The following is a 25,438-nucleotide window of genomic DNA, read 5'->3' as shown; positions in this document are numbered from 1 at the left end:
CTAACTGTCTACGCTTAGCACCTAACATTACTATTAGTAGCCCAAGACTCGCTATTGGCGATGCGGCTGTACATCTTACCAAGCAGGGGTTCCACCTGCTAAATTACACGACCTTGCCCGGTCGCTCACGGAATTCTCACTTCCGCTATCGCCTTGAATTGGAGGTGGTTGATAGAATAACGGAACTCTCTGTTCCGTTCAAATCCTCCAGAGGCCATCACAGCGTAGCTTCTCCGCATAAAAATCCCCCTAGATTATGAAGTGCGTTAGGGTTACGCACTTAACTAACTCTGCGGCTTTTGGCATAATAATCATTATGATCTAATCTAAGTAAGGTTCGTTGGTTGGTTGGTTGATTCGTTGGTTCGTCATTGATCGGTAGGTTGGTCATTTGATCATTTGGTCAGTAGGTTCGTTCTTTGGTTCTTCGGTTGGCTGGTCATTTGATCATTTGGTCGGTAGGTTCGTTCTTTGGTTGGTTTGTCATTTTGATCATTTGGTCAGTTGGTTCTTCGGTCATTTCGTCATTTCGTCATTTGATCATTTGATCATTCGGTCAGTAGGTTCGTTCTTTGGTACTTTGGTTCATTGGTTTCTAGCTCATTCTTCATTCTTTTGAAGCTTCTAATAGAAGTCCTTTCGCCAAAGATACATTCGTGGATATTCATAGCTATACATCCCTTTGAAGTACTTGGAAACTACCGTAAATTTATACTCTTATCTATTAAAAAAAACCGACCCCAAGGCATCTCTATACTTATGCATAGACGCTACCTATTGATCAGTTCATTTACTTTCTTTAATGAGAAACCTGTTTGCTTCACAAGATCCATCACATTTGCACCCGGATTAGCCTGAATAAAAGCCCTAACCGCACGAGCATCCGCAATGTGGGATTTCAAGCAATCCGCACACATCGTATCTACGGCTTGCATATGCAATTTCCCACAGCCTCTACAATTAGAAACGTTCATTACTCCACCCGCCAATCGAATGTGTCGCAACCTGGAACTCTTTACCAAACGATTCGAAGAGGCGGGCCATTATTCGGGGGTCTTTTATATTATTTCATTAGTTTGCTCATTGTTTTTAAAAGCTCGTCAATTACCTCTTTATCTCCTTGTGTCAAACGCTCTACAACACAGCTTTTCATGTGGCCCTCCAGGAGTACTTTGCCAACACCGTTCAGCGCTGATTGAATAGCTGCGATCTGGTTGAGAACATCGTCACAATACGTATCTCTTTCGATCATGCCCTTTACTCCGCGAATTTGTCCCTCAATCCGGTTAAGGCGTGAAACCAAATTGTCTTTAACTTTAGCCGAGTGATGGCTGTGACGCTCACCGTCGGTACTACAGCAGGCTTCATCGGCTTCACTCGGAACATTGCTTCCCAATGGAGCAACTTCCAAGTTGTTTATTTGTTCATCAGATGCTTTGGCGCTCATGAGCAGTCACATCGCTTTCCTGGGTTTGGAGCCGCTTTCGCTTCGCCCCTGCAATTGTTATTTATTATACATGACTGCGCAGCAGTTTCAACTGATCGCTAGCTCTTGTTTATTTAACCTCGACTACGATGCTGCCCACCGATTTCCCATCAACAACCGCCTCCAGCTTCCACAGCCCTTTGGTAGGTAGTGAAAAGGTGGAAAAGGCCCGGGCTGCACGGCTCACACCGCCGATATTGCGATTCGGTACTCCGATAGCCCCTTCATAGAGCAGGTAACTTTTTCCCGACTTCCAATTAATGCCGTTCACTTGAAATGGTTTTCCGAACAAGGATTGCGGATCTTTCCAAAAAAACCACGAATACCGCTCCTTCTGCTTTACGTTAAATGGGGCATCGACAATAGCCAGTTGCCCTTCCTCACCACGCAGCGTCATGGAGAAATAGGAAAATGCGGGGCTGGCTTCCCAATAGCTGCCTCGGGTTTGCGACAGCTGATGTTCGCTATACCACAGCCCGATTGATAGTAAAATGATAAGTCCGCCAAAAGCCGCCAATTTCTTGATCATCTCGTGCTTCCTCCATATCCACTAGTGCTCTATCCAGCAGATCCCGCTATAGCTTAACTATACCATGAACCCTTTCCGGCTGTCCTTGTGAAAATACAGTGCAAGCTTAAAAAAAGACAGGCGTCCCCCACCTTTGGAAAAAATCGGTTCAGGAGGTAGCTCTGCCTTTATATGAATGGCTGTCTCTATCGGGTCAAAGCAGCAAGCTCGATCTTTCGACCTTCTTTGGCGCTCTGAAGTGCTCCGTACACCATAGCCATGCTCTTGAGGTTATCCGTGCAGTAGGTTTCGGGCTTGCGGCCTTCTACCAGAGCGGCGAACATCTCATCCAAGCAGCCTGCGTGTCCGCTTTGGCCGTTCCATGTCAATTCGGCCTCCGCTCGGCGGAAGCGGTCTGCAAAAGCTTTTTCCTGCGGATTCGCCACGATTTCAGCAAATGGTGTCGTTGCTCCATCCCACAAGGCCGTTCCCTTGCTACCGTTAACGCGCCATTGCGCCTCCCACGAGGTCGGGCTTCCTTCAGCGCACCAAGAGCCGCGGTAGCAAAACACGCCTCCATCAGCATATTCAAAAATACAGATGGCTGCAGCGTTCCCCTCATACCACGAACCAGCAGGATTAAACTCATGGCAATACACGGACACCGGATCCTTGCCAGTGATCAAACGCGCCTGATCAAACGTATGGATTGCCATATCAAGCAGCAGCGGGCTCTCCATAACATCACGAAATCCCCCAAAATGCGGCCCAAGAAAGAAATCCGCATTCACAAAACCAACCGTACCGATCTCGCCGTTCACAACCAAATCGCGGAAGGCCCGAATTTGAGGAAGATAGCGGCGATTTTGCATAATGGCGTAGGTTCTCCCCAGCTTTTCCGCCAGTTCTACAAGGCGGCTTGCTTCCGACATAGATGTAGCCATCGGCTTCTCCGCCAGCACATTGCAGCCCAGCTCCATCGCCGCTGTTGCAACTGCCGCATGGCTTTCCGGAATCGTCACATCAAACACTAAGTTAGCTCCTGAGGTAAGAATAGCCTCGCTCACATCGGTATAAATTCCGCAAGCAAGGCCATGCCTCTCGGCAGCTGCCGCGGCATACTCTTCCTTGATATCGACCAGCGCAACGATCTCAGCATCCTCGCGTTTTAAAGCGTATTCAATCCACGCTTTGGACATACCTCCGCAGCCGATCTGGGCAATTCGAAACTTCTTCATATTAGCAGCCTCCTGAACCTCGATCCGGGAATGATTTCAATCCCAAGCCGGATTGTTTAGATTCCTATACAGCTATCATACCGAAAGGCAAACATTCTGTCTTTATTCCATCTTGCGTTTTTTCTGCTTGATTATGTCATTTCAGCTATGTATTTCAACTTATTAAGATTCATTAGACGGATGCAGTAGAAGGCAGCAAGCCATATACCCAGCCGCACCATTCCAGCTCTGCTTGAGAATTGCTTACCGCTCTTTGTAACAGAATATAATTGCCGAAGCCGGGCGATGTGAAGCTGAGCTCACCGTCCAGCTCTTTTTTCAGTTCCGCAAGCATTTGTGAATATTTCTCAAGCTTGCTTTCGAATAGTGCTATACGGGCCTGTATCAGGCTCTTGGCAGCGGCTGGATCTGTGAGCGAAACGCAGTATGCTTTTAGCAGCAGTTCATCGCGTTTGACCGGCTCACTGGTCGTATTGGGAATCCATTGGCGCAGCTGCGCAATGCCTTGCTCTGTTATCGAATATATTTTTTTATCCGGCTTTTCCTTCTGTGCTACAGGTACGAACCGAACATAACCTGACTGCTCTAACTTGGCTAGAAGCGGATAGATTTGACTATGCTTAGCCCTCCAAAGAGGCTGAATTTGCTGCATTAACTCATAGCCGGTACGCGGACCTCCAGTTAACATAGCGAGCAATCCATAGGAAAGAGTGTTCATTGTGCCTCCAGTATGCCTTTAGTTGACATATGATTTGAACCATAGTACTATTTTGTCGAACCTATTATATGTAAAAATGTACATATAAGCAACTCAAAAAGCATTCATCGCTGATTATCCGCAAATGAATGCATGCCTGAACTTGCGGCGCTTTCTTCAGGGATTAGTACTAACTTAAGAAACGAGCTTTCTACGAAAACTTGTGCTTTTCGATGCTAAAGAAGTTTACTTTTTTGAACACTCACAATTAGGGAGACGGACATCATGCCTTATTTGCGCTTCAAAGGCTTCACCAGCGATTTTCTCAGATCCATTGCCCCACGAGTGGTTGATGAATTCGCTCAACTAGTTAATATTGCCAAGGAAAAGGTCAAGATTGAACTGCTTCTGACCGAGACCATTACACAGGTTCCGCTAAGTGTCGAGATTCTGATGTTTCCACGCAAGCAAGAAATTCACGATGCTGCAGCCGCCTCACTTAACCGGATTTTGCGCGAGTCGGGCTACGAGCAGGTTCATATATTTTATATTCTGTTAAGCCCTTCGCTCTATTATAAAAATGGAGAACCGTTAACGGCTGCACCTGTATCAAGTCCTGTTGAGGGTGCAACTTAAGCGAGTCTGGATGATAGATATAGACCTGATCACATACAATATCTTTGTAGACAACTAAAGAGGATAAGCTTCTTTCACCCAAACCCGGATTATCAGGAAAATGTCCAGTTAGTTGCTGGTTTAAATCCATTCCTAGTTGGTATAGCTGGAAAACCTCCCGCTATTTTCATCCATTTGGGCCCTTACCTCAAATATACCCTGAATTAATTGGAGCTTTTCCAGTTAGACTGCTCAGAAATGATATTTGGGTTAAATTAGCAGGAGCTTTTCCCTGTATTGCATTTCTTAGTGCATTTCTTATTGCATTCCTTACTGCATTCCTTACTGCATTCCTTACTGCAGCCGCCTGAAATCCTGGGCTCCTTTGATGGAAATAAATCTGGTTTACTCCAAACATATAAATTCAAAAATACCTGCAAAAAACTGCCCCTCGTTCATCTGACGAGGCGGGCTTGCAGGTTTTTTCAGGTTCATTCTTTAGCTTCAAGCTTCTCAAGCCAGTTAACCAGCAAGCTGACCGTGATCGAACGCTGCTTTTCGGGCGCGATTAACGGGGGATTGTCACCTTTTTGCTTACCATAGTTGCCGAACCCGGCGTGATTGCCACCGGTAATCTCAGCATACTCCGTTTGCTCGGGCAAGAAATCCTTCCCGCGCTCAAATACCTGCCGGTTCAGGACGCCGTCTTCAGTACCGACAAGGGACAAAGCCGATAAGGGCGCAGATCGAAGGCTTCCTCTCTTATCCGCATAGGCGGCCAAAAAGAAAACTCCCTTCACGCGTTCGGCGTTGCCGGAAGCATATCGCGCCGCCATCACACCTCCCAAGGAATGTCCGCCTATCACATAGGTTTGCTTGGGCAAAAGCTCAATTACCTTATCTGCCCTATTAATTCCGAGTACAGCTAAATTCAATGGCATTTTGATAATCCATGTCCGATAGCCTTCTTGAGCAAGCGATAGCGCTAAAGGCGCATAGCTTTCAGGCCGCACCAAACCGCCGGGATAGAATAGCACATCCGGCCGTTTCCCATTTCTCGGCTCAAATACAATCCATTCCTTACTTTCCGTAACCGATACTCCACTCCCGCCCCTCATTGCTTCAAGCGCTTCAGCATCAGGAGAATAAGGCTGCATCAAAGCTCTAACTGCTGCAAAAACCCCCACCACTGCCAGCAGCAGCAATAAACGGATCAAATTCCGTCTTGTCCACAAGGTGACTCCTCCTAAGCGTTTCTCTTTAGCAAAACGGCTTCATAATCTATTAAGAAAAGCTTTTATTCGAAGCCCTCTCGATGAAGATACATTCGTGTCTATGCGGTAGCTTTTCTTGCAATAACAGACTTCTTCAGCTCCGCTGAAAACTTATAAGTCTGTGAAGGGAATGCGAAATTCGATACCGGGTATGCTATCCGGGGAAACTTCGTAATCCTAAGGAATCTTTTGAAAAAACTCAATTATTACAGTATACCTTTTTTAAACGCCAAAAAAACCCTCTGCCCTGTCATTAAAGCGGCTAAGAGGATTATCTCGAATCGGTAAAGCGCGAGAGCTGCTGCAAGCTATATTATAGTCCCAGCACTTTGTTAACAGACTCCATCACGCGTTCTTTTTGAAATGGCTTAACTACAAAATCCTTTGCTCCTGCGGTAATGGCATCTACAACCATCGCTTTTTGCCCCATCGCTGAACACATAATGATTCGGGCAGACGGATCGGCCTTGCGAATTTCCTTAACTGCGCCTACTCCATCCAATTCGGGCATCGTAATATCCATTGTAACTAAATCGGGCTTTGACGATAAATAGGTACTGACAGCTTCAAGACCATTCGCCGCCTCAGCAATAATCTCATGACCTTCTTCTATTAACATAGTCCGCAGCATCATTCGCATAAAAGCCGCATCATCCACTATCATTATTTTAGCCATCATTCTTCCCCCATTCCCAACTATCGAAACCTATAACCTTATTATGGCAAAGGGGCATTAGATTAATTTTAGTTTACTTCGATGAACCTATTTAGTTTCCTGACATTTTCCTAACAAAACATAGGATACTCTCTTTATGATCGCAAACTATTAGGGAAGACCCTGAATATCCTCACATTAGTTAGCTGCTGCATCGAAAAAGAACAGCCATCCTTCATCCGTCTCCTGAAGTTCAGGACTAACGTTAGAGGCTGGCTGCTCATATCCCACACACAGAGCTAACGCATTAATGCGTCAATGCCTTAAACTTCTTCACCTGCTCAGTGATGGCAATTTCCGTAGGCAGCCGTTCCATGCTGGAAGCCCCAAAAAAACCGGCTACGCCTTGAGTCCGGCCAAGCACATATTGGGCATCCTCCGGCTCCGAGATCGGACCTCCGTGACAAATGACAAGGATGTCCGGATTGACACTTTTGCCCGCATTATAGATTCGCTGAACGAGGTCAGCCGATTCATCGAGCGTCAGAGCTGTCTTGGCTCCGATGCTGCCCTTGGTGGTCAAGCCAACATGTGCGACCAGCACATCCGCTCCGGCCTCGGCCATAGCAATCGCATCCTCCTCATTGAATACATAAGGAGTTGTTAATAAATCCAGCTCATGAGCCTTTCGTATCATTTCCACCTCCAGGCTGTAGCCCATTCCGGTCTCCTCTAGGTTTTGCCGAAAGGTACCGTCGATAAGCCCAACTGTGGGGAAATTCTGCACCCCTGAGAAGCCCTGCTCCTTCAGCTGCTTCAAAAAAACATCCATCATTCGGAATGGATCTGTGCCACAAACACCTGCCAACACAGGAGTGTCGCGAACAATCGGGAGCACTTCCCCTCCCATATCCACTACGATTTGATTCGCGTCTCCATATGGCATTAATCCGGCTAATGAGCCTCTTCCCGCCATCCGATACCTTCCGGAATTATAGATGATGATCATATCGACGCCGCCCGCTTCCGCGCATTTCGCCGATAAACCCGTTCCGGCCCCGGCCCCTACGATAAAGCGACCTTGTTCCACTTGAGAACGCAGTCGGCTAAGTATTTCTTGTCTAGCAATAGCCATGATCTGTACTCCTTCCATAAGGTTATTTATATAGCCTGCGTGGATTAAGTTAGTTATATTAAACCTTCGTGGCACTAACCATTAGCCGCAGCAAATAATCTGCAATCACATCAGCTACTGCAGGATCATTAATATCCTGTTCCAGCTCAATCATTGGGATATCCGATCTTAGATGCTGCTTGATTCCATCATATAAAGCCTGGCGCTCTTTCTTGCCGTCGAAAGGCTTGGAATCCATGTCCAATAAAGAAACTCCGGCTTTCGGGAACACAACGACTGTCGGGGCTTGGCTTACATTAAGCTTCTCTGCAAGTATACGGCCAAGCTCGCTATTTTCCGCTATTGTCGTTCTCATCAAAGTGGTGGTTGGATTATGCTGATAAAACTTACGATCCTTGAATTGAATCGGGACGGTTTCCGGGGGGCCAAAGTTGACCATGTCCAGCGCACCTACTGAGACAACCTGTGGAATCCCCGCTACACCTGCTGCCTCCAGTCGGTTAGGGCCTGCGGTAAAAATACCGCCTACCAGCTCATCAGCAAGCTCTGTCGTTGTAATATCGGCTACGCCCTTGATATAGCCGGCTTTGATCAGCTCCTCCATCGCCATGCCGCCTGTTCCTGTCGCATGAAATACGAGCAGATCATAGCCTTCCTCCTCCAGCTTCTCCCGAACTCGGGTAGCGCAAGGAGTTGTTACACCGAACATCGTGATGCCTAATGTTACTTTATCATCAACTAGTTCCTGTTCCCGCTCCTGCTGCTGGATCGTTCCGGCCAACGCATAGGCTGCATTGCTCAATATGCGCCGGGACAGTCGGTTAATACCGGCGATGTCAACAACGGAGTACATCATCATAATATCCTTAACGCCTACATAAGGCCTTGTATTACCCGATGCAACGGTGGACACCAGCAGCTTCGGTACCCCGATAGGCAGCGCCTGCATGGCTGAAGCCGCTACCGTCGTACCAGCTGTTCCTCCCATGCCGAACACGCCGCCCACGACACCGCTCCGTTCCAGCTCCGCGATAATATGCGCCGCACCGCGTGTCATAACGGCAACGGCCGTACCGCGATCACTCACCCTTCGCAGCTCGTCTATACTGGAGCCGCCTGCTCTCGCTACTTCGTCCGCTGATATATCCGGTTGAAATAGCGGCTCCGCCAGCACTCCGGTATCAATAACGAACGTTTCTACGCCGCATGCTTCCAGCGTATGCTTAACGAACAAATACTCCTGCCCTTTCGTATCCATGGCTCCGATCAAAACAGCCTTTCTCCCCATAACACCAGCTCCTTCAAGGATCGGTTTCTCAACTCAGCCAATTTCGTTCATTCAACTCATGTCCATACCCATAAAATACAATCTACTTCAACATAGGTGATTCTCTTATTCAAAACGATAGACCGGGGAGCCATTAGCAAGTACAAGCGGAACGACGATACGCTATTTTTGGTTTTTGGCATTGAAACGTACCCTTAGCGGAACAACAATACCTTATTTCAGCAAATCAGAGTCTATATGGCCGAAAATAACAAAATAAGGCATCGTCGTTCCGCAGTTGCTTCGATGGTGGCTCTTTTCGAACAAATAAGGCATTCACGTTCCGCTTTCATTGCTCTCAACTGTAACCAGCGGATTTGGCTGCCTGGGAGATAACGAAGTTAAATTCCACTACTTATAACCGAATTCGATTGTTTTTCTAACTTGCATCACTCATATCGCCAATAATTGTCTCCATAAATTGGGGGCAATGCGGGTCAAGCGCAGCCTCTATCGTTGGGCTCTGAATCAGGTAGAATAGTGCCTCCAACTGCAACTGTGGGCATTGGCTTGCTAATGACAGAACTACGCAAGAGTAGCTTACTGAGGTCTGACTTCCCTCCGGTGCTCAGCTTCGCTGAACGCATTCACTTCAAGCCGTCACGCATATAAGCATAGCAGGCTTTCATACCTTCGAGCACTGCGCCACCACTTTCCTCATCTGCCGAAACCCAACCGTTATAGCCAATCTCCTTAATTGCTCCAAAAATGGAGCTGAAGTCGATAGCACCCTCACCGAGCACCCTCCAATCGCCCTGCTCAAAATCTTTAAGGTGAAAGTTATCGATCACATGGCCGAAGCTGCGTATAACCTCTGCAACATCGCTAATGCCTGATTTCACCAAATGCGCGGTATCCACCGTCAAGCCGACAGACTCTCCCTTGACCCGATCGAAGAATAGATCAAAATCATCACGGTACATAACAGGATTGTTATGATGATGGTGCAGGGACAGCTTCACACCGTATTTTTGCTGCGCCTCTGAACCAAGCTCTGACAGAATGTCCGCGTACCGGCGAATGTCATCAGCTGTAACCTCTGCTCTCGGAATTCCATGGCAGTAGACAATGAGATCCGTGCCAACAGTTGAAGCAAGCCGGAATACGTTACGGAGCTGCTCTATGCTGGCATCATCCAGTCTGCCGCCCGTTATTAAAGCGGAGCCTAAGCCCGGGGCATCGCCCCATACTTCCTTGAACCTTCCCGGCTCAGCAAGAAACGGGGCATATTGTGCACCTTTAAGCTGCAGTCCATCATAACCAACGGCTCCATACTGTTGAAATAGCATGGTCTGCTCCTCAGCTGTAGCAGTCGGTCTTGAAAAAGCCAGTTGAATGCTCATTTCCAACCTCCCTTTATCCATTAATAGGACCCGAAGGAATCGGTTCATCCCTCCGGGTATGGTTATTATTTATTCACCAAATCGGTTCATTCTTCCGGATACAGCATATTATTTATTCGCCAATAGTCTGGCGATCCGGTGCTGAGTAGGTGATAATCATACGGCATGGCTCCCAGCTGGTAGTAGTCGCATTATGGGGTACGTTGCGCGGGATACGCAGCATCATCCCCGGCTCCAAATGAAAGGTTTCGTCACCCAAGGTATGATCGCATTCACCGGAAAGGACAAAGATAATTTCCTCACAATTCGGGTGTACATGTCTTGGATTGGCTTGACCTGCGTTGATATACACCATGCCGAAGGTCATTTCGCTGGCCGGATCAATATCCTGACCGCACAGCCATTGGATTTTCCCCCAGTTTTCATTCAGTATGCGTCCCGTATCTTGCATTCTTAGATCTGTGATGGTAGCCATACACTCATTCTCCTTTTATGTTTACTTCGCTGCTAAACGCTCTTTATAGGCGGCATTCATTTCTTGTATTATTTTCTGATAGTTGGCATCCTGCTTAAGATCCGCAACCATCTTATCCCAATCAGCTATAGTGGACTTGCCCATAACAACCTGCGTTTTCATATCGCCAATCTTCTTGTTGTAATCGGCTCCGAGTTTATTATTTGTTTCCGAAACCAGCCCGATTTCGGGTCTTGGCACACTGATCTTTGCTTTAGCGTCAATAATTTTTTTGTTCTTCTCGAATATTTCCTTAGGCATCCCCGGTGCAAAAGCATACATATACGGGTCATGCTTCATGAACAGCTTGCCGAATGATCCGGTTCCCAGATTGTCTTTAACCGCCTGCTCATTTGTTATAAAGAAGCCGTCTTCCTTCTTATAATGCATGCCTTCGATCCCATATTGCGATAAAGTGCTGCCTTCTGTTGAAGCACCGTAATCGAGAAGGGATAAGATTTTGCGCATTTTCGCTTCCGGAACACTCTTTGGAATAGCAGCGACTCCTATAAATCCGCTATTCTGCTGTTGGAACGGTCCCGCACCTGCGGATAAGGACACGATGGGCTCCCAATTCACCTTCGGATCTCTCTTCCATTGATCATAGGTCCAACGCCACATCGCCTCGATAGTTTCAGTCGTAACCCCTACTCTTCCGCTTGTCGCCATGTCCACCCAATCATCGTTCTTCATAACTGAGTAATCCGGCGGGACGAGCTGTTCATCATACAGTTTCTTCTTATACAGCAATGCCGCTCTCATTTCAGGCTCTAAATTAATGTCTATAAGGCCGCCATCCCTAACCTTCCATTTGGCCCCGGCACCTGCATAAATAAATTCGATTTGATCGTTTGTGCGCATGGTATAGCCATAGGTGCCTTTTTTCCCATCCGGTTCCTTTTCTTTAAACACTTTCATTACTTGATACAATTCATCGAGTGTCGTAGGCATCTGCAGGCCAAGCTTATCCAGCCAATCCTTGCGGATAAAAAAAGTCGTTCCACCCTCGAGAGGACGTACTATAGGCACAACGTAATTTTTACCATTAACCTTTGTGTTATCCCACATACTTTTTGGCGAATCCATTAAGTTCTTATAATCCTTCAAATAAGGCGTAAGATCCCAAAACGCCCCTTGCTTAACCATCGTTAGAAACTGGGGTACGGTCGTGTCCGGCAGTTTAATTACATCAGGAAGATCGCCAGAGGCTAATAATACATTTAACTTATCATTGAAAACAGTGTCTGAAACCCATGTGATATTCAGCTTCGTATTCGTCCGCTTTTCAAATTCCTTCGTAACCGGATTATCCGGCGATGGCGGCTGGGCAATCGAGAAGTTGCTGAAAATATTGAGGGCAGTAACCGCCTCCTTCTTGCCATCCTCCGATTTTGTTGTCGTCCCTGCTGGATTGCTGCCAGAGCATGCTGCCGTCAACACTGCCATAACCGACAGCATGGCAACGAGTGCATGCTTGTTCGAAACCTTTTTCATACTTAGACCCCCTCATTAATATGGGCTGCGGTCAGCCTTTGACCGAACCGAGCATAACGCCTTTGGCGAAGTGCTTTTGCAAAAAAGGATAAACTGCCAGAATAGGAAGCGTAGCAATGACAACGGCTGCCATTTTAATAGTTTGTTTAGGCAGTTGATTTTCCGACACCATCTCAGCTGCCGACGCCCCTCCTGTTGAGGTTTCCGAATCGATCAGCATAGTCCTCAATAAAACTTGTAAAGGCACTTTCGTATAATCATTAATGAACAAAATAGCATTGAAGAAGGTATTCCAATAACCGACCGCATAAAACAATCCGAATGCAGCCAGAGCAGGAGCCGACAGCGGAAGCACAATGCGGAAGAACGTTCCTATATCATTACAGCCGTCAATCATGGCAGCGTCCTCAAGCTCCGCCGGAATGCTGTCAAAGAAGCTTTTCATTAGAATGACATTCCATCCGCTGATCAATACCGGAATAATTAACGCCCATATGCTGTTGATCATTCCCAAGTCACGGACAATAATGTAATTCGGAATAATCCCCGCGTTGAACAAAATCGTCAATAAGACCATCAGCATCAAAAGCTTTCTGCCTCTTAATCTTTTTCGGGACATACCAAACGCCATGGCAGATGTAAAAACCAAGCTTAAACCCGTTCCCACAGTTGCAAGGAATGTGCTGACCAATGTAGCGTTTTTAAAAGCATCCGTATCTAATAAATAACGGTAAGATCCAAGCGACCAGTTCTGAGGAAATAAAACAAAGCCGCTTTTCTGCAAATATTCCTGGGGATCGGTGAAAGAAACGATAAATACGTAGTACAAGGGAAATAAGGTGATTAATCCAATAACAATCAATACAAACGTATTCACACTATTAAATAGTCGTCCTCCAAAGCTTTCCTTCATTAGTAGACTCCTTCCTCGCCAATCCGTTTGGCCAGCTTATTCGCCAAAACAACGAGCACAAGTCCTACCACTGATTTGAACAAGCCGACTGCTGTACTGTAGCTGAATTGTCCGCTCTGAATACCGTTACGGTACACATAGGTTTCAAAAACATCCGCATATTGGGCTACAGCTCCGTTATTCATCAGGAATACCTGCTCGAATCCGACATCCATTATATGTCCGAGCCTTAAGATGAGTAGAACCAGAATTACGCTTCGAATTCCCGGCAATGTCACATGCCAAGCCTGTAGCCACCGGTTGGCTCCGTCCATCTTGGCCGCTTCGTATAATTGGGGGTCAACAGCCGTGATAGCCGCCAGTATGATGATTGTTCCCCAACCGGTTTCCTTCCATATATTTTGTGCAACGAGCATGCCCCAGAAAGTGTCCGTATTCGTGAGAAAATCGTATTTGGGAAATCCCAGCGATACCATCATCATGTTGACGACTCCTGAGGACTGGGACAAGAGCAGGAAGGATATCCCTACAATAATGACCCAGGACAAGAAATGCGGCAGGTAAACAATCGATTGCAGGATGCTTTTGAAAAACTGGTTATTCACTTCATTCAACAGCAGGGACAGGATGATCGGCAGCGGGAAAAAGAAAACCAGATTCAACAAACTGATCACCATCGTATTGCGGAAGATTAGCAGGAAATCGGGATTAGAAAAAAAACGGATGAAGTGCTCCAACCCTACCCAATCGCTATTCCAAACCCCCGCATATGGGGAATATTCCTGGAAGGCTATAATGATTCCCCACATAGGGACGTATTTAAAAAGAATAAAGAAAAGCACGCCAGGTAAAACCAGCATATAAAGGTACTTGTCACGTCTTAAATCAGAGAAGAGAGTTCGTCGTTTCATCTTCTTATCCAGAGTGACGGACGATTGCAAAGCAGCCGAATGTGTATCCATATGCACTACCTTCCACTTCAATCATATTTAAGTATCGTTCACTGCATCAAACCACGACACCGTGCTTCAACTGAACAATACGCTGCTCGTTCGCAGAAACATAGGCTGCATCGAGAATGGAGATGGTGTTCAGGTTATCTCTTGAGCTATTAGGCGCTTCAACTCCAGTCTCCAGGGAAGTCAGCAAATGATTTAATCCTTCATAAGTAGCTACTTCTCTGGAAACTTGATTATCCCAGGTTTCTGACGGAGCTTTCTCCCCTTTACGATACAGGTCCACTTTGTTGTAAAGCGTTACAATTGTACCTGTCTCGCCGATTACGATCATTTCCGTCCGGTTGATGGTGGAAGAAAAGCTTTGAACATACGTCGCTACAGCATTATTTTCAAATACGACCTGAACGGTAGCATCCGTCTCTCCTACACAATGGATAGCAGATGAGGAACGATTCTGGCATACGACAGACACAGCCTCGGAGCCAAGAATTTGTCTGAACCCGTCGAACCAGTGAATGCCCATTACCGACAGCGCATTGCGCTCGCATTCCAGCCGCCAGCCTACATCCTGCCTGAAGAAGAGGTTTGTGAACAAAATGGAGGTTACCTTACCGATGATTCCTTCTGCAATCTTGTTCTTGATGAGCTCGAATGGGAAATGCCGTCTGAAGTTCTGGTTTATGGAAATCGGTACGCCAAGCTGCTGCGCCTTCTCTGTAATTTCTGTCGCTTCCGCCAGTGTGTCGGAAAAAGGCTTTTCAACGAATACAGGCAAGCCCGCTTCCAGCAATGGGAACACAATTTGTTTACGGATGGAGGTCGGCGTACACACCACAGCCACATCAATACCGCTGTTTTGAATAAAATCCTGCAAGTCTGTAAACCGCTGAGGAACCCCATACTTATCAGCTTTGGCATGCAATGCTTCAGGGTTCGGGTCGCAAAGTGCCGTTATCTCGATCCGTTCCGGATGCTCCTTATACCCCACGAAATGCAATTCAGTAACGCCACCAGCGCCCACAATACCTACTTTGTACTTTTTCATTTTCGTTAGTCCACTCCTCGTTATTAATAAAAAAATAAAATGTAAGCGTTATCAAAATAATCCTAGCTCCTGTACTCCAATATCCTCACGAAGTTAATACTGCGCCCCACTCTACGTTTTCCAACATGTCTGATTCGAAAGTAGTTGCAAATCCCCTCCTCGGTAGACTATCGTAATCTACAAATTCAGATCTTCTTCAACAATATTTATAATTGTTTAACATTGTTGTATTTAATTCAACTTAGTTGACTTGAGGTTATTGTACAATACTTTTTTTGGTAATGCAATCGCTTTCTTGAAATAAAATATCCCCACAAAGTGGGGTCTTGCTTCGAAGTTGATTCAGATACTTTGCGGGGAGCCCCAGAACATATAAATTCTATATATGCAAAAAAAAGGATAAACAGTAGGTTCTGTTTTACCCTTGAATAAACGAGCCTGCTGTGGGGCTGCCCTATGATGTCAGTATCTCTATAAGTCGTACACGCTGCCCTAGCTGTCGCTCGGCTTGGATTGGGTAAACACAGCCACGTATTTCACCTCATCGGTAATAGGGCTTAGCGTATGCTTTTCAATGGAATCAAAGTACAGGCTATCGCCCGGCTTCAACGTATACTCCACGCTGCCAACCTTGTACCGCATCTCGCCTTCCAGAATAAATATAAATTCTTCTCCATTATGGCTGTAAATATTTTTACTATCATGCTCTTCCTTCCGTGAAACAAAAAGAAACGGCTGCATCAGCTTCTCGCTTCGTTCAACAGCAAATGTGAAAAAGGAGTAGCCTTTATCGGTTTTGACCATCTTGGAGTGGCTCATCTCTTTGGTTGTATAGATGGTTCCAGACCGCTGCTGGTCATCCAACAAAATAGAAACCTTCGTACCCAATGCATCTGCAATCTTCATCAAGGTTGAAATGGGGGGCACTGTTTTCCCATTCTCGATCTTGGATAACAGGCTTTTCGAAAATCCGCATGCATTCGCTATATCAAGCAAATTCCGGTTTTGCTCGGTTCGCAGCTTTTTAATTTTATTCCCCAAATCCATCATAGTTTTATCTCCCAATTTAATTTTGTTCAACTATGTTTATCTTAACTATACACAGTAGAATTAGTCAAGGAGAATGTATGCTAATAGCCTTTCTCAAAAGAGCCTTTAATTGCTTCTACATCCTTAAACATACTCAGGTAGTCTGCCATTGACTTTTCATCGGCTGGATCGTATTGAACGTCAGTTGGCGTATGAAACACGTATACTTGGTCGCCTTTTTCTCCGATTTTCGTTGCACGAATTTGCCCGTTAATTTCTTCCTTGTTTTCTTCCCAAAACTTTTTAGACCATACAGAGATCGTGAATAGGATTCCATATTTAGTTGATTTATTAATAAAGTCTATATTATGTCCTGCTGAGGTAGGTGCGGTATCTGTTATATCATATTTGCCTTCCCAGCTTTTGGGGATTTTAAGAGAGAAACCGTATTGAGTATTTTCATAAATCTCACTTGGAGCTTGACCCTTCGGATCAGAATAAAGTTGCTGATTTGAAATTTTCATGGATGTATCTATTAATGCGGCAGCTTGTTCTCGGCTCAATGCATCCTGCAACGTACCTGATGAAAAGGGAATACCAAATAAGTTTTTGGCCAAACATTGGGTAACGCCTTCTCTCGCCCAATCCTCTAAAGGAACCGCTGATGCAAAATTTTGCTCGGATGGTTTTACCCCCTTCTGTTGAAGCAGCCTCCAAATAATGACGGCAGCCTCGTCACGTCTAATGAAAGCATCTGGAGTGAACCTATACTCAGCCGTTCCTTCAATAATTCCATGGTTCCAAGCTGTTTGTACGTACTGCGCTGCCCAATGCCCATCCAGGTCGAAAAAATGAAAATGTCCTCTATCCAGTGACAATTGAAAGCCAACCACAATCATCTTTAGAAACTCTGCACGTGTTATTGCATCGCGAGGTGCAAACGTTCCAGCCTCTTTTCCATCGATTACCCCTTTTTGCATAAGGCTTTGGATGTATGAATCATAGCTGTTTGAACTGTTCACATCCACAAAGGATGTCCGTTCTGCAGATGCTGTTATTGGAGACGCTAATGTAGTGATTGTGGTCATGATGATCAAACACTTTTTGAATACGGTTAATTCCATGCCAGATACCCTCCGTTCCTTTTCATTGTAGACGCAGAAGTTTGTCGATTAGTTCCAATAAAAGTTGGAAATCCCCCATTGAATACGGAAAAACTTTCCACTCGTCCGAGTTTGTAGTATGCTAGCCACATAAGGGAGGAGAGGAATCTATGACCAAACAACTGATCATCGGCGACGCCATGCACGAGCTGACCACTACGCGCCGCATCCTCGAGCGCTTGCCCGAGGAGCATATGGCGTGGAAGCCGCACGAGAAATCGATGACGCTGGGCGGGCTCGCCACGCACCTGATCAACCTGCTGAACTGGCAAATCGCTATTTTTCAGTATCCGGAGTTCGATCTTTCGACCGTACCGCTGCGACGGGAGGCTTTGGAACGACGTGCGGACGTGCTGGAGGAGTTCGACGCGAACATCAGCAAGCTGGAGAAGCTGATCGCCGAATGCGACGAGAAATCGCTCGGCGAGGAATGGACGTTGCGCCATGGCGACCATATCATTCTCCGTCAACCGCGTGCGATCGCGTTTCGCACTTTCGGATTGAGCCATATGGTCCATCATCGGGCTCAGCTCGGGGTTTATTTGCGGCTGCTCGATGTTCCGGTGCCGGGCCTCTACGGTCCTACGGCCGACGAGCAATTCTAATGAACTAACGTTCTCGATCCTATACGCATCATAAAGTCGCAGGGTATCGGTATAACCGCCGGTTCTCTGCGACTAAACGTTTGCATCCGGGCATAGCGCAGATGATTTGAACGTCTACTGAAAATCAAAAGCCATTAGCATACGAACCAATTGGGACCGGTTTCTGCATCCCGATTTGCTTAGCAGCTGGGACACGTATTTTTTCACGGTTACCTCGCTGACGAACAATTGTTTGGCCATTTCAGGATTCGTATAGCCTTGGAAGAGCAGGCGGGCGATGTCGGTTTCCCTGCCCGTAAGCCGAAACGGAAGAGACTGCGGAACTGCGATGGCTTGGCCATTCTGGGAGGATATACGGGTGAGCCAACGCCACCAGCCCTCCCCGCTAAGATCGAGCAGAAATGTCGGTGCCAGGCGATTATCTCCATAGTCGTGATGCGCGGCGCCGGGTACCTCCTCAAAACCCAGCCTTCGCAGATACTCCTGGTAAAACGGCACGTATGTGGATAGCAGTACTTTGCCACCGAATGCGAAATAACCGAGCGCCGCGTTCATCAGCTCCGACCGGGCAATAGCATCCGCCGGATCGGCTACGTCCAGCATGCGGACGTACCACCCCGCAGGATTTTCACGCGGTACAGATAACGCCAAGCGCTCTTCCACAGATAAAGTCTGAAAGTACGCTCTCGTGACAACACTTTCGCTTAAATAATCGAGCGTTTGCCGATGAATCGGAATGACAGCCAATAAGCCTATCATAGAGCCGCTTGGGCTCCGCAGCAGCTTAACCGAGTCCAATCCAAGCGCCAGCCAGTCTGCCGGATCGACCAAGCTCGCCCGCAGGGCATCCTCCTCATGCGACATTTCCAATGTGTAGATTGCATCACTCTCGTGGTCGAAGTAGCGGTTCTCCTTCTTGGCCGGAGCTACTCTACGCCGTTCCAGAAAAGCGCATACTTCGTGAAAGTTGCTTGCGCTCAACGTTTCCAACACATTGCAAGAAGAGATATCCTTCATAGCGATGGAGCGGATCATAGAATCGGATAAATGGAAGATTAGCTCCTGCAGCATCCAACCTGCGTTCTCTCGCGTCCTCTTTTTCACCAGCTCCAAATAATACTCCATACACCGTCTGCGGCATTCCGCGTATGTGTCCGGTTTGCTTTTGCGAAACGATGCCTGAACGGCCGGCCTCCCGAATGCCTTCCTGTACGTACCAGCCTCTTTGGGAATCGGATATGAATGACAACCGGGTTAACGCTTCGAACTCTTCTTCCGATGGAGCGCTGCCGCTAATCCGCCCCAGCATCTCCTGATTGAAAATCCGCGTAACTGAGGCGTATTCCGTCCACCGGCGAAGCGACCCGTCCATCGTTTCCCACAGCCATTGGCCGGATAAACGACCCAAATCCGGCCAGGCTTCCCGTGGTTCCGTCGGCGGCAAAAGGCTCAAAGCGGGTGGCAAGCCTTTGGACCATGCCGCTACCTTCGATAAGTACACCTCATCAGTCATCCCATGCTTGCCAAGAAACTGCCGAACCTCCAGGTCTGTAAACCCTCTAAGGGGCTGCGTCTCAATGCGCTGACGCCAGAACGATGACCTCAACCATTCTCCATCCAACGGATAGCGCCCGGAAATAACTATGACAATTCCCTTGGCGAGCTGAGAAATGAACGATTCGCGTAACCATTGATCCAATGCAGCCGCTCTCTCATATGAGTCCAAAGCGAGCACAACCTTGCTCTTGGCGGCTATCTCGTTCATCACATTTACCGGATTGCGGTCGCTTTCTCCCAGCTCGCCTTTCAGAAACGCTTCGAAGTCCTCTGGCGCTGACGCCACATTACGAAAGTCGGCAAGTACAAAAACCGCGCCTTCCCCCCGAGCCAGACAGCCGTATTGACGAACCAACCGACTTTTCCCTACGCCGCCGGTTCCATATATGTTCAACAGCGGAGCGGCTTGTTCCCCACTCTTAAGATATTTCAGCATTTTTGCTTGCTCCGACTCTCTCCCGATGAATGTTGAAGCTTCCAGCTTCTCTGCTTCCGTCCCCCAGCTATCCATCATTCATCCCTCCTCGCTCATAAATCGCCTTCACTCCTTATACGATCGTATACTATCCAAAACGAATTTGCGATGCTACTTTATTATCAGTACTGCAAAACATAATGAGAGGAAGTTTTCGATGCTGGTTGCGGAAAAACAAGACCGTTTCGTCCTCACGACGAACGACGATCATGCCAATCTAGCTGGACAAATGGCGCTGCATCTGAGGGATAGCGTATTTCCGGAAGATACTCGGCGCGAGGAATTCAATTACGCGGTAAAAGAACATGACCGAGCTTGGATCGATTTGGACGAGGTGCCGATCTGGAACGATGGAAGGGGCCGCCCATTCTCTGTCGCCGATTATCCATTGATGATAAGGCTGCCGCATTATACAAGAGGGCTTGCGGAGATAGAAGAACATAGCGAATACGCGGCGATGCTCTGCAGCATGCATTATACTTCTTTTCGGCCAGAGACGGTTTCGAATCTGGTGGGTGGCGTTTCTCCCAAGGCCCAAGTTTTCATCCTGGCCGAGAAGGAGCGGTCGAAGCGGCTCACCGACAAACTCGGTTGCCATTCCGGACAGTCCCTCGCACTGCTTCATCTCCACTTGAAGTGGCTGCAAGCGATGGATGAGCTCTCCCTCTGGCTTTGCATTACGGATGGAGCGAGTCGCACGAATAGCCTGCAGGCTGCATACCGGACGACCATGCGCGCGGATTCTCCCAATAAAGGGACAGAGTCCGATGAGCCTCTGCAGCCGTCTTGGATATCCGCAGATTCGGTCCGCATTTCTCCTTTCCCGTTCACGAATCCATTTGAGATGATGTGGAAGCGCAGGGAGGTGCCCAAAGAGCTGATCAATCAAGAGGGCCTGTATGCAGCTTATAGTCAAACACCGGTTATCGAGTCTGCGATTATGATTGTGCCATAAGAGAGAAGGAGATAAGCACCATGTTCGAGATTTCAGTAACAATTGTCCGAATTCTGCTTGGTATGATCTTCATCGCAGGAGCCGTCAACGGCTTCCTGATCCAGGCCGGCAAACAGCCCTTTATGCCTGTGAACCAGAAAGCAACTGGATTTCTTATCGACACGGGCTACCTGTATCCATTGGTTAAGGCAACCGAAATGACAGCGGGAGTACTCCTGCTCTTCGGTTGGTTCGTTCCTGCCGCCATCCTGCTTATTGGCCCCGTTGTCGTCAACATTTTCTGGATGCATCTGCTCCATGATAAGCCGTTGATCTGGGTCGGCGCCCTACTGCTTGCCCTTGTACTTTACTTGGCATTCGCGTACCGTTATTCTTTCCTGCCCTTGTTTTATGCAAATATGCCTAATGACCATAGCTATGTGATCTCTCAGCCAAATACTGAAGGATCCCAACAACAATAAGAAAAATCGTCATGACAATGAGTGCATATCCTGTCCATCGCGCTAGTCTACTATTCAGGCTGCGCGGCTGACGGGATTTTGTCCGTCCAATAAACAGCAAGCCGATCCCTATCAGTAGCGCCATCACAACACCAGATTGTGCATAAGCGGCCATCATGTCACTCCTTCCTTACCTGATTTCCACTTCAAGAGCCGAGCTTGTGCTCAGAGCTCACTCGCGAATCAATCGAATATTGTCTCCGCGGCCGACTCACGAACGCGCTTGAACAGCATGCGCATTTGCGACTCCGTCACTCGATCGACTGACAATGGTGGAAGCTCATCCTCACCGAAAAAGCCGATTTCACTCGTCTCAACACTCGCCTGTGGTTCCCCGCCGATCAGTTCACACTGAATGAACAGCTTGTACACGTGATAAGCAAGCGGCGTATGCGCGTGCAGATTGCGGTCAAGCGCCGCCAACAGTCTGACAGGCGTAACCTCGTAGCCTGACTCTTCCTTTATTTCTTTAACTACATTCTCCCGAGGCGACAATCCAATATCCGCCCAACCGCCGGGAAGAGACCAGCAGCCATCATTCACTTCTTTAACCAACAGCACCCGGCCATCTTGGATTACCACGCCCCTTACATCAACCTTCGGAGTAGCATAACCGATCTCGTTGGCAAAAAGTCCTGCCACCCGCTCTATTTCCAAGCCTGAATAAGCCGCCATCATTTCTACGCTAAGTGCCCTCAACTGCTCATATCGTTCCACATCATAAACATTTTGAGTATAGGTTAAGCCCGCTTGGGCTATAGCCTGAATTTTCTTTGCCCATTCGATACCCCGTGTATCCTCTGCCATATGATTATCCTCCCTTAACTACTTATGTTGTAAGGCTAGTCCAGATACTAATGTTGCCTGGTATTTATTGTAATTTCACAATCAACCAGCGTCAACACTTCTGAACAAAAATAGAGTAATGCTGCTTGTTGGCGCATTCGTTTCCTGCTATTCTTTTAGATGTAAAATGTCAGATTCTATGGAGCGACATAACTATGAATAAAGATACATTAATATTATGGGGTACGGGTGATTCCATGGGGGTTCCAAGGGTGTATTGCTCTTGCGAAGTATGCTCGGAGGCTAGAACGACCGGCTTGAACCGCCGATTTCGGTCGTCTGCGATGCTGGAAGCAGCTGAGGGTGAGCTCCTAATCGATTGCGGACCGGAATGGAGAACTCAGATGGAGCTTTTGGATAAAAGATTCATCGGACATGTGCTGATTACACACGCCCATTTCGACCATATTGCCGGACTCCCTGAATGGGCCGATGCCTGCCGCTGGCTGAGAAAGAAAGGACATGTATATGCACCTGCTGATGTGCTGCAAACGCTCCGCAAACAGTTTCCGTGGCTGGAAAATCAATTGATTTTCCACGATTGCAGCGCTGGAATGGATTGGGGAAACTGGCGCATTCAGCCGTGGAAAGTATGCCATGGGAAAAATGGCTATTCCTATGCTTATCGATTCGATAGGACGAAACCATCTTCTTACAGTTGGGCCTACTGCCCGGATTCAATTAATCTGAATGCCGAAGAAAAAGCCCCTATGTTCGGGCTGCAGCTGCTTATACTAGGGACCAATTATTATAAGGAGCCTGTCGATCTGGCAACCCGTTCCGTGTATGATATGGTCGAAGCCCTGGAACTACTCGAGGAGACCAACCCGGATCGCGCCTTGTTCACGCATATGTCTCACGGTGTAGATTTCCGAACCGACTATAAGCTGCCTGCAAGAGTCACATTAGCCGTAACCGGGATGAAATTAGATTTGAACTAGCAGATGTGACGGTAACTGAACAACTGAGTGGGGCTTCAGACAGATGTGGTATGATAATGAAAATACACTAAGTAAGAGGTGAAAATCACATGTACCTGCATCCGCTGCTGCAGCAAATGAAAAGCTCTATGACTTTCTCCGGAGATTTGGAGGAGGATGTCAGCAGCTTTCTAAGACTACATAATCACCCGCATACGGCTGAACACTGTTTAAAGGTTGGATATGAAGCAGGACGTCTGGCCGCACGCTTTGGATGTGATGCAGATCAAGCGCGCGCGGCAGGCTTTTTGCATGATATTAGCGCCATTATACCTAATAATCAAAGAATCGATGCAGCTCGGGAATGGAACCTCGACATTTTACCTGAAGAAGAGAGTTTCCCGATGATCATCCATCAGAAGCTTTCGCGGGTCATTGCTGAGCAAGTATTCGGCGTTGAGCTTACTCCGGTACTTGAAGCCATCGAATGCCACACAACCTTGAAAGCCCCAAGCACCTTGCTGGATAAAATTGTTTTTATTGCGGATAAAATTGAATGGGATCAATCCGGCCAGCCGCCTTACTTGGCAGAGCTGCTAAGTCAGCTGGATATCAGCTTGGAGCATGGGGTTTATGTCTATATCGAATATTTGTGGAGTCGCAGAGAGCATTTGAAGGTAGTCCATCCTTGGCTTATCGATGCTCATACAGATCTCGTGACATCTTTACGCTTAAGGAGGGATTAAAGTTAGAGGTGTGCAAGGGTGTGAACAACAAGGAGCTTAGGCTAGTTCCCATAATCGGCGTACCTCAATCAATTGATCCCTGTTGTCAAACTGCAGCTTATATATATCCGGCTTGCTCGTCTGCTTCCAAAATTCCAACCCATAGCTGCTGTCAAAATAGTTCATCATCACCGTCATAATATTTCCGTGGGTGCCGACAGCTATGTTTTTGCCCTTATGCCTCTTCATTACCTGCTGCAAAGCGGAAATACTTCTTTTCTGAGAAGCTTCATTCGATTCGCCGCCGGGCATGGCAAAGCTCGGTTCTTTGAACACCCTCTCTATCGTCGGCATGAAATCCTGATCCTCCATTGGATAATAGCTATCAGCAAGAAGCCTCTCCCTTAAATCCTCTTCGATCTCAATCTCAAGCCCTAATTGTTTGGCCAGCCCTTCAACGGTTTGGATAGCTCTTCTATAAGGACTCGATACGATAGCTTGTATATTTTGCTGAAGCATAATATTGGTTACAGCCTCAGCATCCGCCCGGCCTTTGGGAGATAATTCACGAACCCTTTCATTTTCGATCGAAAATGGCGACTCTGCATGCCTGACCATATAAATAGTGGTACCCATATGTGTAGACCCTCCTTCACCCATTTACTGCTGCATACTTTTACTGATCCAGGCCGTCAAACTGGCTGCTTAAAGCAGTCCGTTAGACCTGGCCAGAACCAAACCGAAGCCGAGCCTCGTATCCTGCCACTTCCCGCTGGCAACATGGGCAAACGCCTCCGCGACATCTATAAACAGAACATGGATGTCCTCGTCCTTATCGAGCTGTTGATTCTGTAATTCAACGATATCGTTTGTGAAAAACAGCGTAATGACTACCGGACTTTTGGGAATGCTGAACGTTCCCAGTTCTATTAAGCTGCCTGCAACCAAGCCCGTCTCCTCGCTTAATTCCCTGCGCGCTCCTTCTTTTAAATCCTCGTTATTTTCTATTCTCCCTCCGGGAAGCTCATAAGTGAATCTCTTCTTCCCTTCCCTAAACTGCTTAACAATAACCAGTTTGTTTTTATACAAGGCTACAACCTTTACTCCGTATACTTTCATTTCCGCTCTCCTTAGAGCTTTCCATATGGAAAGCTTGCATCGTAAGCTTTCGCTTGGTCCAAATACGCAGATGCAAGTACATTTATAAAATGATGACACATCCCATGCCCGCCAAACCTGCAATCCATTTATATTTCTGCATGGACTTGCTGGAAACCTTTATTCCTTTCCTTGACTTAGCAGCTCATACCGATTTGCTCATCGTATACCAGCTGTCTTCGCCGTTCGGATAGCTCTGCTCACTAATAATCTGATATTGAAGCTTCTTATAATAATCGACATTTTCAGGCAATGATAACCGTACCTCTACTCGGGTCTCCGAATAATATGGTTCTTCACCC

At 47.2% G+C, this 25,438-nt stretch carries 29 protein-coding genes; 7 read left to right on the top strand and 22 right to left on the bottom strand.

The features are described 5' to 3' along the window. Positions 1 to 260 (top strand): hypothetical protein (locus NV381_RS30435; protein WP_258217080.1); only part of this gene is annotated, 260 nt, incomplete at its 5' end. Between the two features lie 510 nt (positions 261 to 770). Here NV381_RS30435 and NV381_RS30430 read toward each other — a convergent pair. The 5 genes from NV381_RS30430 to NV381_RS30410 all read right to left on the bottom strand — a co-directional run bounded on the left by NV381_RS30430 (position 771) and on the right by NV381_RS30410 (position 3,950). Then, positions 771 to 974: a hypothetical protein gene (locus tag NV381_RS30430; protein ID WP_258217079.1), complete on the bottom strand. Its 204-nt coding sequence runs from the start codon at positions 972 to 974 to the stop codon at positions 771 to 773. Positions 975 to 1,063: 89 nt separating this feature from the next. Beyond that, entirely contained in the window at positions 1,064 to 1,447 is a 384-nt protein-coding gene (locus tag NV381_RS30425; RefSeq protein WP_258217078.1) for a metal-sensitive transcriptional regulator, read from the bottom strand. A 109-nt stretch (positions 1,448 to 1,556) separates the two neighbouring features. Then, complete coding sequence (locus tag NV381_RS30420; protein WP_258217077.1) at positions 1,557 to 2,015, bottom strand: DUF4871 domain-containing protein; 459 nt, start codon at positions 2,013 to 2,015, stop codon at positions 1,557 to 1,559. Between the two features lie 185 nt (positions 2,016 to 2,200). Beyond that, positions 2,201 to 3,232: a Gfo/Idh/MocA family protein gene (locus NV381_RS30415; RefSeq protein WP_258217076.1), complete on the bottom strand. Its 1,032-nt coding sequence runs from the start codon at positions 3,230 to 3,232 to the stop codon at positions 2,201 to 2,203. Positions 3,233 to 3,404: 172 nt separating this feature from the next. Then, complete coding sequence (locus tag NV381_RS30410; RefSeq protein WP_258217075.1) at positions 3,405 to 3,950, bottom strand: PadR family transcriptional regulator; 546 nt, start codon at positions 3,948 to 3,950, stop codon at positions 3,405 to 3,407. 264 nt (positions 3,951 to 4,214) lie between these two features. Between NV381_RS30410 and NV381_RS30405 the strand changes: the two genes are divergently transcribed. Continuing rightward, positions 4,215 to 4,565: a DUF1904 domain-containing protein gene (locus NV381_RS30405; protein ID WP_258217074.1), complete on the top strand. Its 351-nt coding sequence runs from the start codon at positions 4,215 to 4,217 to the stop codon at positions 4,563 to 4,565. A 470-nt stretch (positions 4,566 to 5,035) separates the two neighbouring features. Here the strand turns inward: NV381_RS30405 and NV381_RS30400 are convergent, their stop codons facing one another. The 12 genes from NV381_RS30400 to NV381_RS30345 form a co-directional block, all read right to left on the bottom strand. Beyond that, the gene (locus NV381_RS30400) at positions 5,036 to 5,779 is read right to left on the bottom strand and encodes an alpha/beta hydrolase (RefSeq protein ID WP_258217073.1); all 744 of its coding nucleotides are present in this window, start codon (positions 5,777 to 5,779) and stop codon (positions 5,036 to 5,038) included. 352 nt (positions 5,780 to 6,131) lie between these two features. Then, positions 6,132 to 6,494 (bottom strand): response regulator, encoded by a 363-nt coding sequence (locus NV381_RS30395; RefSeq protein ID WP_308862370.1) that lies wholly within the window; start codon positions 6,492 to 6,494, stop codon positions 6,132 to 6,134. Positions 6,495 to 6,780: 286 nt separating this feature from the next. Continuing rightward, positions 6,781 to 7,608, bottom strand: coding sequence for a phosphoenolpyruvate hydrolase family protein (locus tag NV381_RS30390; RefSeq protein ID WP_258217071.1), 828 nt, complete (start codon positions 7,606 to 7,608; stop codon positions 6,781 to 6,783). A gap of 58 nt (positions 7,609 to 7,666) precedes the next feature. Then, positions 7,667 to 8,896: a Tm-1-like ATP-binding domain-containing protein gene (locus NV381_RS30385; protein WP_258217070.1), complete on the bottom strand. Its 1,230-nt coding sequence runs from the start codon at positions 8,894 to 8,896 to the stop codon at positions 7,667 to 7,669. Positions 8,897 to 9,522: 626 nt separating this feature from the next. Further along, complete coding sequence (locus NV381_RS30380) at positions 9,523 to 10,278, bottom strand: sugar phosphate isomerase/epimerase family protein (RefSeq protein ID WP_258217069.1); 756 nt, start codon at positions 10,276 to 10,278, stop codon at positions 9,523 to 9,525. 112 nt (positions 10,279 to 10,390) lie between these two features. Further along, a complete protein-coding gene (locus NV381_RS30375; protein ID WP_258217068.1) occupies positions 10,391 to 10,753 on the bottom strand; it encodes a cupin domain-containing protein in 363 nt (120 codons plus the stop codon). Between the two features lie 21 nt (positions 10,754 to 10,774). Beyond that, positions 10,775 to 12,286 carry an extracellular solute-binding protein gene (locus NV381_RS30370; RefSeq protein WP_258217067.1) on the bottom strand — a complete coding sequence of 504 codons (1,512 nt, stop codon included), beginning with the start codon at positions 12,284 to 12,286 and terminating at the stop codon, positions 10,775 to 10,777. Positions 12,287 to 12,317: 31 nt separating this feature from the next. Then, positions 12,318 to 13,199 carry a carbohydrate ABC transporter permease gene (locus NV381_RS30365; protein ID WP_258217066.1) on the bottom strand — a complete coding sequence of 294 codons (882 nt, stop codon included), beginning with the start codon at positions 13,197 to 13,199 and terminating at the stop codon, positions 12,318 to 12,320. Further along, on the bottom strand, positions 13,199 to 14,110 hold the full coding sequence (locus tag NV381_RS30360; RefSeq protein ID WP_308862371.1) for an ABC transporter permease: 912 nt from the start codon (positions 14,108 to 14,110) through the stop codon (positions 13,199 to 13,201). The genes NV381_RS30365 and NV381_RS30360 overlap by 1 nt, the downstream gene beginning before the upstream one ends. 97 nt (positions 14,111 to 14,207) lie before the next feature. Beyond that, complete coding sequence (locus NV381_RS30355) at positions 14,208 to 15,203, bottom strand: Gfo/Idh/MocA family protein (RefSeq protein WP_258217064.1); 996 nt, start codon at positions 15,201 to 15,203, stop codon at positions 14,208 to 14,210. 492 nt (positions 15,204 to 15,695) lie between these two features. Then, positions 15,696 to 16,253: a helix-turn-helix domain-containing protein gene (locus NV381_RS30350; protein WP_258217063.1), complete on the bottom strand. Its 558-nt coding sequence runs from the start codon at positions 16,251 to 16,253 to the stop codon at positions 15,696 to 15,698. 80 nt (positions 16,254 to 16,333) lie between these two features. Next, a complete protein-coding gene (locus NV381_RS30345; RefSeq protein ID WP_258217062.1) occupies positions 16,334 to 17,356 on the bottom strand; it encodes an S-layer homology domain-containing protein in 1,023 nt (340 codons plus the stop codon). A 149-nt stretch (positions 17,357 to 17,505) separates the two neighbouring features. Here NV381_RS30345 and NV381_RS30340 point away from each other — a divergent pair, with 149 nt between their 5' ends. Beyond that, complete coding sequence (locus tag NV381_RS30340; RefSeq protein ID WP_258217061.1) at positions 17,506 to 18,000, top strand: DinB family protein; 495 nt, start codon at positions 17,506 to 17,508, stop codon at positions 17,998 to 18,000. A gap of 114 nt (positions 18,001 to 18,114) precedes the next feature. On the opposite strand, the gene NV381_RS30335 is transcribed toward NV381_RS30340, so the two are convergent. Together NV381_RS30335 and NV381_RS30330 are read right to left on the bottom strand one after the other, a co-directional pair. Then, positions 18,115 to 18,981 (bottom strand): helix-turn-helix domain-containing protein, encoded by an 867-nt coding sequence (locus tag NV381_RS30335; RefSeq protein WP_258217060.1) that lies wholly within the window; start codon positions 18,979 to 18,981, stop codon positions 18,115 to 18,117. Next, a complete protein-coding gene (locus tag NV381_RS30330) occupies positions 18,932 to 20,071 on the bottom strand; it encodes an ATP-binding protein (RefSeq protein ID WP_258217059.1) in 1,140 nt (379 codons plus the stop codon). The genes NV381_RS30335 and NV381_RS30330 overlap by 50 nt, the downstream gene beginning before the upstream one ends. Positions 20,072 to 20,189: 118 nt before the next feature. Between NV381_RS30330 and NV381_RS30325 the strand changes: the two genes are divergently transcribed. After that, positions 20,190 to 20,987, top strand: a complete 798-nt coding sequence (locus NV381_RS30325) for a DUF3891 family protein (RefSeq protein ID WP_258217058.1) — start codon at positions 20,190 to 20,192, stop codon at positions 20,985 to 20,987. A 20-nt stretch (positions 20,988 to 21,007) separates the two neighbouring features. Beyond that, positions 21,008 to 21,448 (top strand): DoxX family membrane protein, encoded by a 441-nt coding sequence (locus NV381_RS30320; protein ID WP_258217057.1) that lies wholly within the window; start codon positions 21,008 to 21,010, stop codon positions 21,446 to 21,448. Between the two features lie 222 nt (positions 21,449 to 21,670). On the opposite strand, the gene NV381_RS30315 is transcribed toward NV381_RS30320, so the two are convergent. Beyond that, the gene (locus NV381_RS30315; RefSeq protein WP_258217056.1) at positions 21,671 to 22,294 is read right to left on the bottom strand and encodes an NUDIX hydrolase; all 624 of its coding nucleotides are present in this window, start codon (positions 22,292 to 22,294) and stop codon (positions 21,671 to 21,673) included. A 194-nt stretch (positions 22,295 to 22,488) separates the two neighbouring features. Here NV381_RS30315 and NV381_RS30310 point away from each other — a divergent pair, with 194 nt between their 5' ends. Continuing rightward, the gene (locus NV381_RS30310; protein ID WP_258217055.1) at positions 22,489 to 23,274 is read left to right on the top strand and encodes an MBL fold metallo-hydrolase; all 786 of its coding nucleotides are present in this window, start codon (positions 22,489 to 22,491) and stop codon (positions 23,272 to 23,274) included. Between the two features lie 89 nt (positions 23,275 to 23,363). Then, a complete protein-coding gene (yqeK, locus tag NV381_RS30305) occupies positions 23,364 to 23,999 on the top strand; it encodes a bis(5'-nucleosyl)-tetraphosphatase (symmetrical) YqeK (protein WP_258217054.1) in 636 nt (211 codons plus the stop codon). 36 nt (positions 24,000 to 24,035) lie between these two features. On the opposite strand, the gene NV381_RS30300 is transcribed toward yqeK, so the two are convergent. Together NV381_RS30300 and NV381_RS30295 are read right to left on the bottom strand one after the other, a co-directional pair. Next, the gene (locus NV381_RS30300) at positions 24,036 to 24,614 is read right to left on the bottom strand and encodes a histidine phosphatase family protein (protein WP_258217053.1); all 579 of its coding nucleotides are present in this window, start codon (positions 24,612 to 24,614) and stop codon (positions 24,036 to 24,038) included. 69 nt (positions 24,615 to 24,683) lie between these two features. Next, complete coding sequence (locus tag NV381_RS30295) at positions 24,684 to 25,097, bottom strand: NUDIX hydrolase (RefSeq protein ID WP_258217052.1); 414 nt, start codon at positions 25,095 to 25,097, stop codon at positions 24,684 to 24,686. Positions 25,098 to 25,438 lie beyond the last annotated feature (341 nt).

The organism is Paenibacillus radicis (ex Xue et al. 2023), assembly GCF_024722015.1.
Taxonomy (GTDB): Bacteria; Bacillota; Bacilli; order Paenibacillales; family NBRC-103111; genus Paenibacillus_S.
The sequence above is the reverse complement of the archived record's forward strand: the minus strand, read 5'-3'. Positions and strand labels throughout refer to the sequence as shown.

What these genes read in the sequence shown, in the direction of transcription:
- NV381_RS30430 (WP_258217079.1), bottom strand. Translation starts at nt 974, where the DNA reads ATGAACGTTTCTAATTGTAGAGGCTGTGGGAAATTGCATATGCAAGCC.
- NV381_RS30425 (WP_258217078.1), bottom strand. Translation starts at nt 1,447, where the DNA reads ATGAGCGCCAAAGCATCTGATGAACAAATAAACAACTTGGAAGTTGCT.
- NV381_RS30420 (WP_258217077.1), bottom strand. Translation starts at nt 2,015, where the DNA reads ATGATCAAGAAATTGGCGGCTTTTGGCGGACTTATCATTTTACTATCA.
- NV381_RS30415 (WP_258217076.1), bottom strand. Translation starts at nt 3,232, where the DNA reads ATGAAGAAGTTTCGAATTGCCCAGATCGGCTGCGGAGGTATGTCCAAA.
- NV381_RS30410 (WP_258217075.1), bottom strand. Translation starts at nt 3,950, where the DNA reads ATGAACACTCTTTCCTATGGATTGCTCGCTATGTTAACTGGAGGTCCG.
- NV381_RS30405 (WP_258217074.1), top strand. Translation starts at nt 4,215, where the DNA reads ATGCCTTATTTGCGCTTCAAAGGCTTCACCAGCGATTTTCTCAGATCC.
- NV381_RS30395 (WP_308862370.1), bottom strand. Translation starts at nt 6,494, where the DNA reads ATGGCTAAAATAATGATAGTGGATGATGCGGCTTTTATGCGAATGATG.
- NV381_RS30390 (WP_258217071.1), bottom strand. Translation starts at nt 7,608, where the DNA reads ATGGCTATTGCTAGACAAGAAATACTTAGCCGACTGCGTTCTCAAGTG.
- NV381_RS30385 (WP_258217070.1), bottom strand. Translation starts at nt 8,896, where the DNA reads ATGGGGAGAAAGGCTGTTTTGATCGGAGCCATGGATACGAAAGGGCAG.
- NV381_RS30380 (WP_258217069.1), bottom strand. Translation starts at nt 10,278, where the DNA reads ATGAGCATTCAACTGGCTTTTTCAAGACCGACTGCTACAGCTGAGGAG.
- NV381_RS30375 (WP_258217068.1), bottom strand. Translation starts at nt 10,753, where the DNA reads ATGGCTACCATCACAGATCTAAGAATGCAAGATACGGGACGCATACTG.
- NV381_RS30370 (WP_258217067.1), bottom strand. Translation starts at nt 12,286, where the DNA reads ATGAAAAAGGTTTCGAACAAGCATGCACTCGTTGCCATGCTGTCGGTT.
- NV381_RS30365 (WP_258217066.1), bottom strand. Translation starts at nt 13,199, where the DNA reads ATGAAGGAAAGCTTTGGAGGACGACTATTTAATAGTGTGAATACGTTT.
- NV381_RS30360 (WP_308862371.1), bottom strand. Translation starts at nt 14,110, where the DNA reads ATGAAACGACGAACTCTCTTCTCTGATTTAAGACGTGACAAGTACCTT.
- NV381_RS30355 (WP_258217064.1), bottom strand. Translation starts at nt 15,203, where the DNA reads ATGAAAAAGTACAAAGTAGGTATTGTGGGCGCTGGTGGCGTTACTGAA.
- NV381_RS30350 (WP_258217063.1), bottom strand. Translation starts at nt 16,253, where the DNA reads ATGATGGATTTGGGGAATAAAATTAAAAAGCTGCGAACCGAGCAAAAC.
- NV381_RS30345 (WP_258217062.1), bottom strand. Translation starts at nt 17,356, where the DNA reads ATGGAATTAACCGTATTCAAAAAGTGTTTGATCATCATGACCACAATC.
- NV381_RS30340 (WP_258217061.1), top strand. Translation starts at nt 17,506, where the DNA reads ATGACCAAACAACTGATCATCGGCGACGCCATGCACGAGCTGACCACT.
- NV381_RS30330 (WP_258217059.1), bottom strand. Translation starts at nt 20,071, where the DNA reads ATGATGGATAGCTGGGGGACGGAAGCAGAGAAGCTGGAAGCTTCAACA.
- NV381_RS30325 (WP_258217058.1), top strand. Translation starts at nt 20,190, where the DNA reads ATGCTGGTTGCGGAAAAACAAGACCGTTTCGTCCTCACGACGAACGAC.
- NV381_RS30320 (WP_258217057.1), top strand. Translation starts at nt 21,008, where the DNA reads ATGTTCGAGATTTCAGTAACAATTGTCCGAATTCTGCTTGGTATGATC.
- NV381_RS30315 (WP_258217056.1), bottom strand. Translation starts at nt 22,294, where the DNA reads ATGGCAGAGGATACACGGGGTATCGAATGGGCAAAGAAAATTCAGGCT.
- NV381_RS30310 (WP_258217055.1), top strand. Translation starts at nt 22,489, where the DNA reads ATGAATAAAGATACATTAATATTATGGGGTACGGGTGATTCCATGGGG.
- yqeK (WP_258217054.1), top strand. Translation starts at nt 23,364, where the DNA reads ATGTACCTGCATCCGCTGCTGCAGCAAATGAAAAGCTCTATGACTTTC.
- NV381_RS30300 (WP_258217053.1), bottom strand. Translation starts at nt 24,614, where the DNA reads ATGGGTACCACTATTTATATGGTCAGGCATGCAGAGTCGCCATTTTCG.
- NV381_RS30295 (WP_258217052.1), bottom strand. Translation starts at nt 25,097, where the DNA reads ATGAAAGTATACGGAGTAAAGGTTGTAGCCTTGTATAAAAACAAACTG.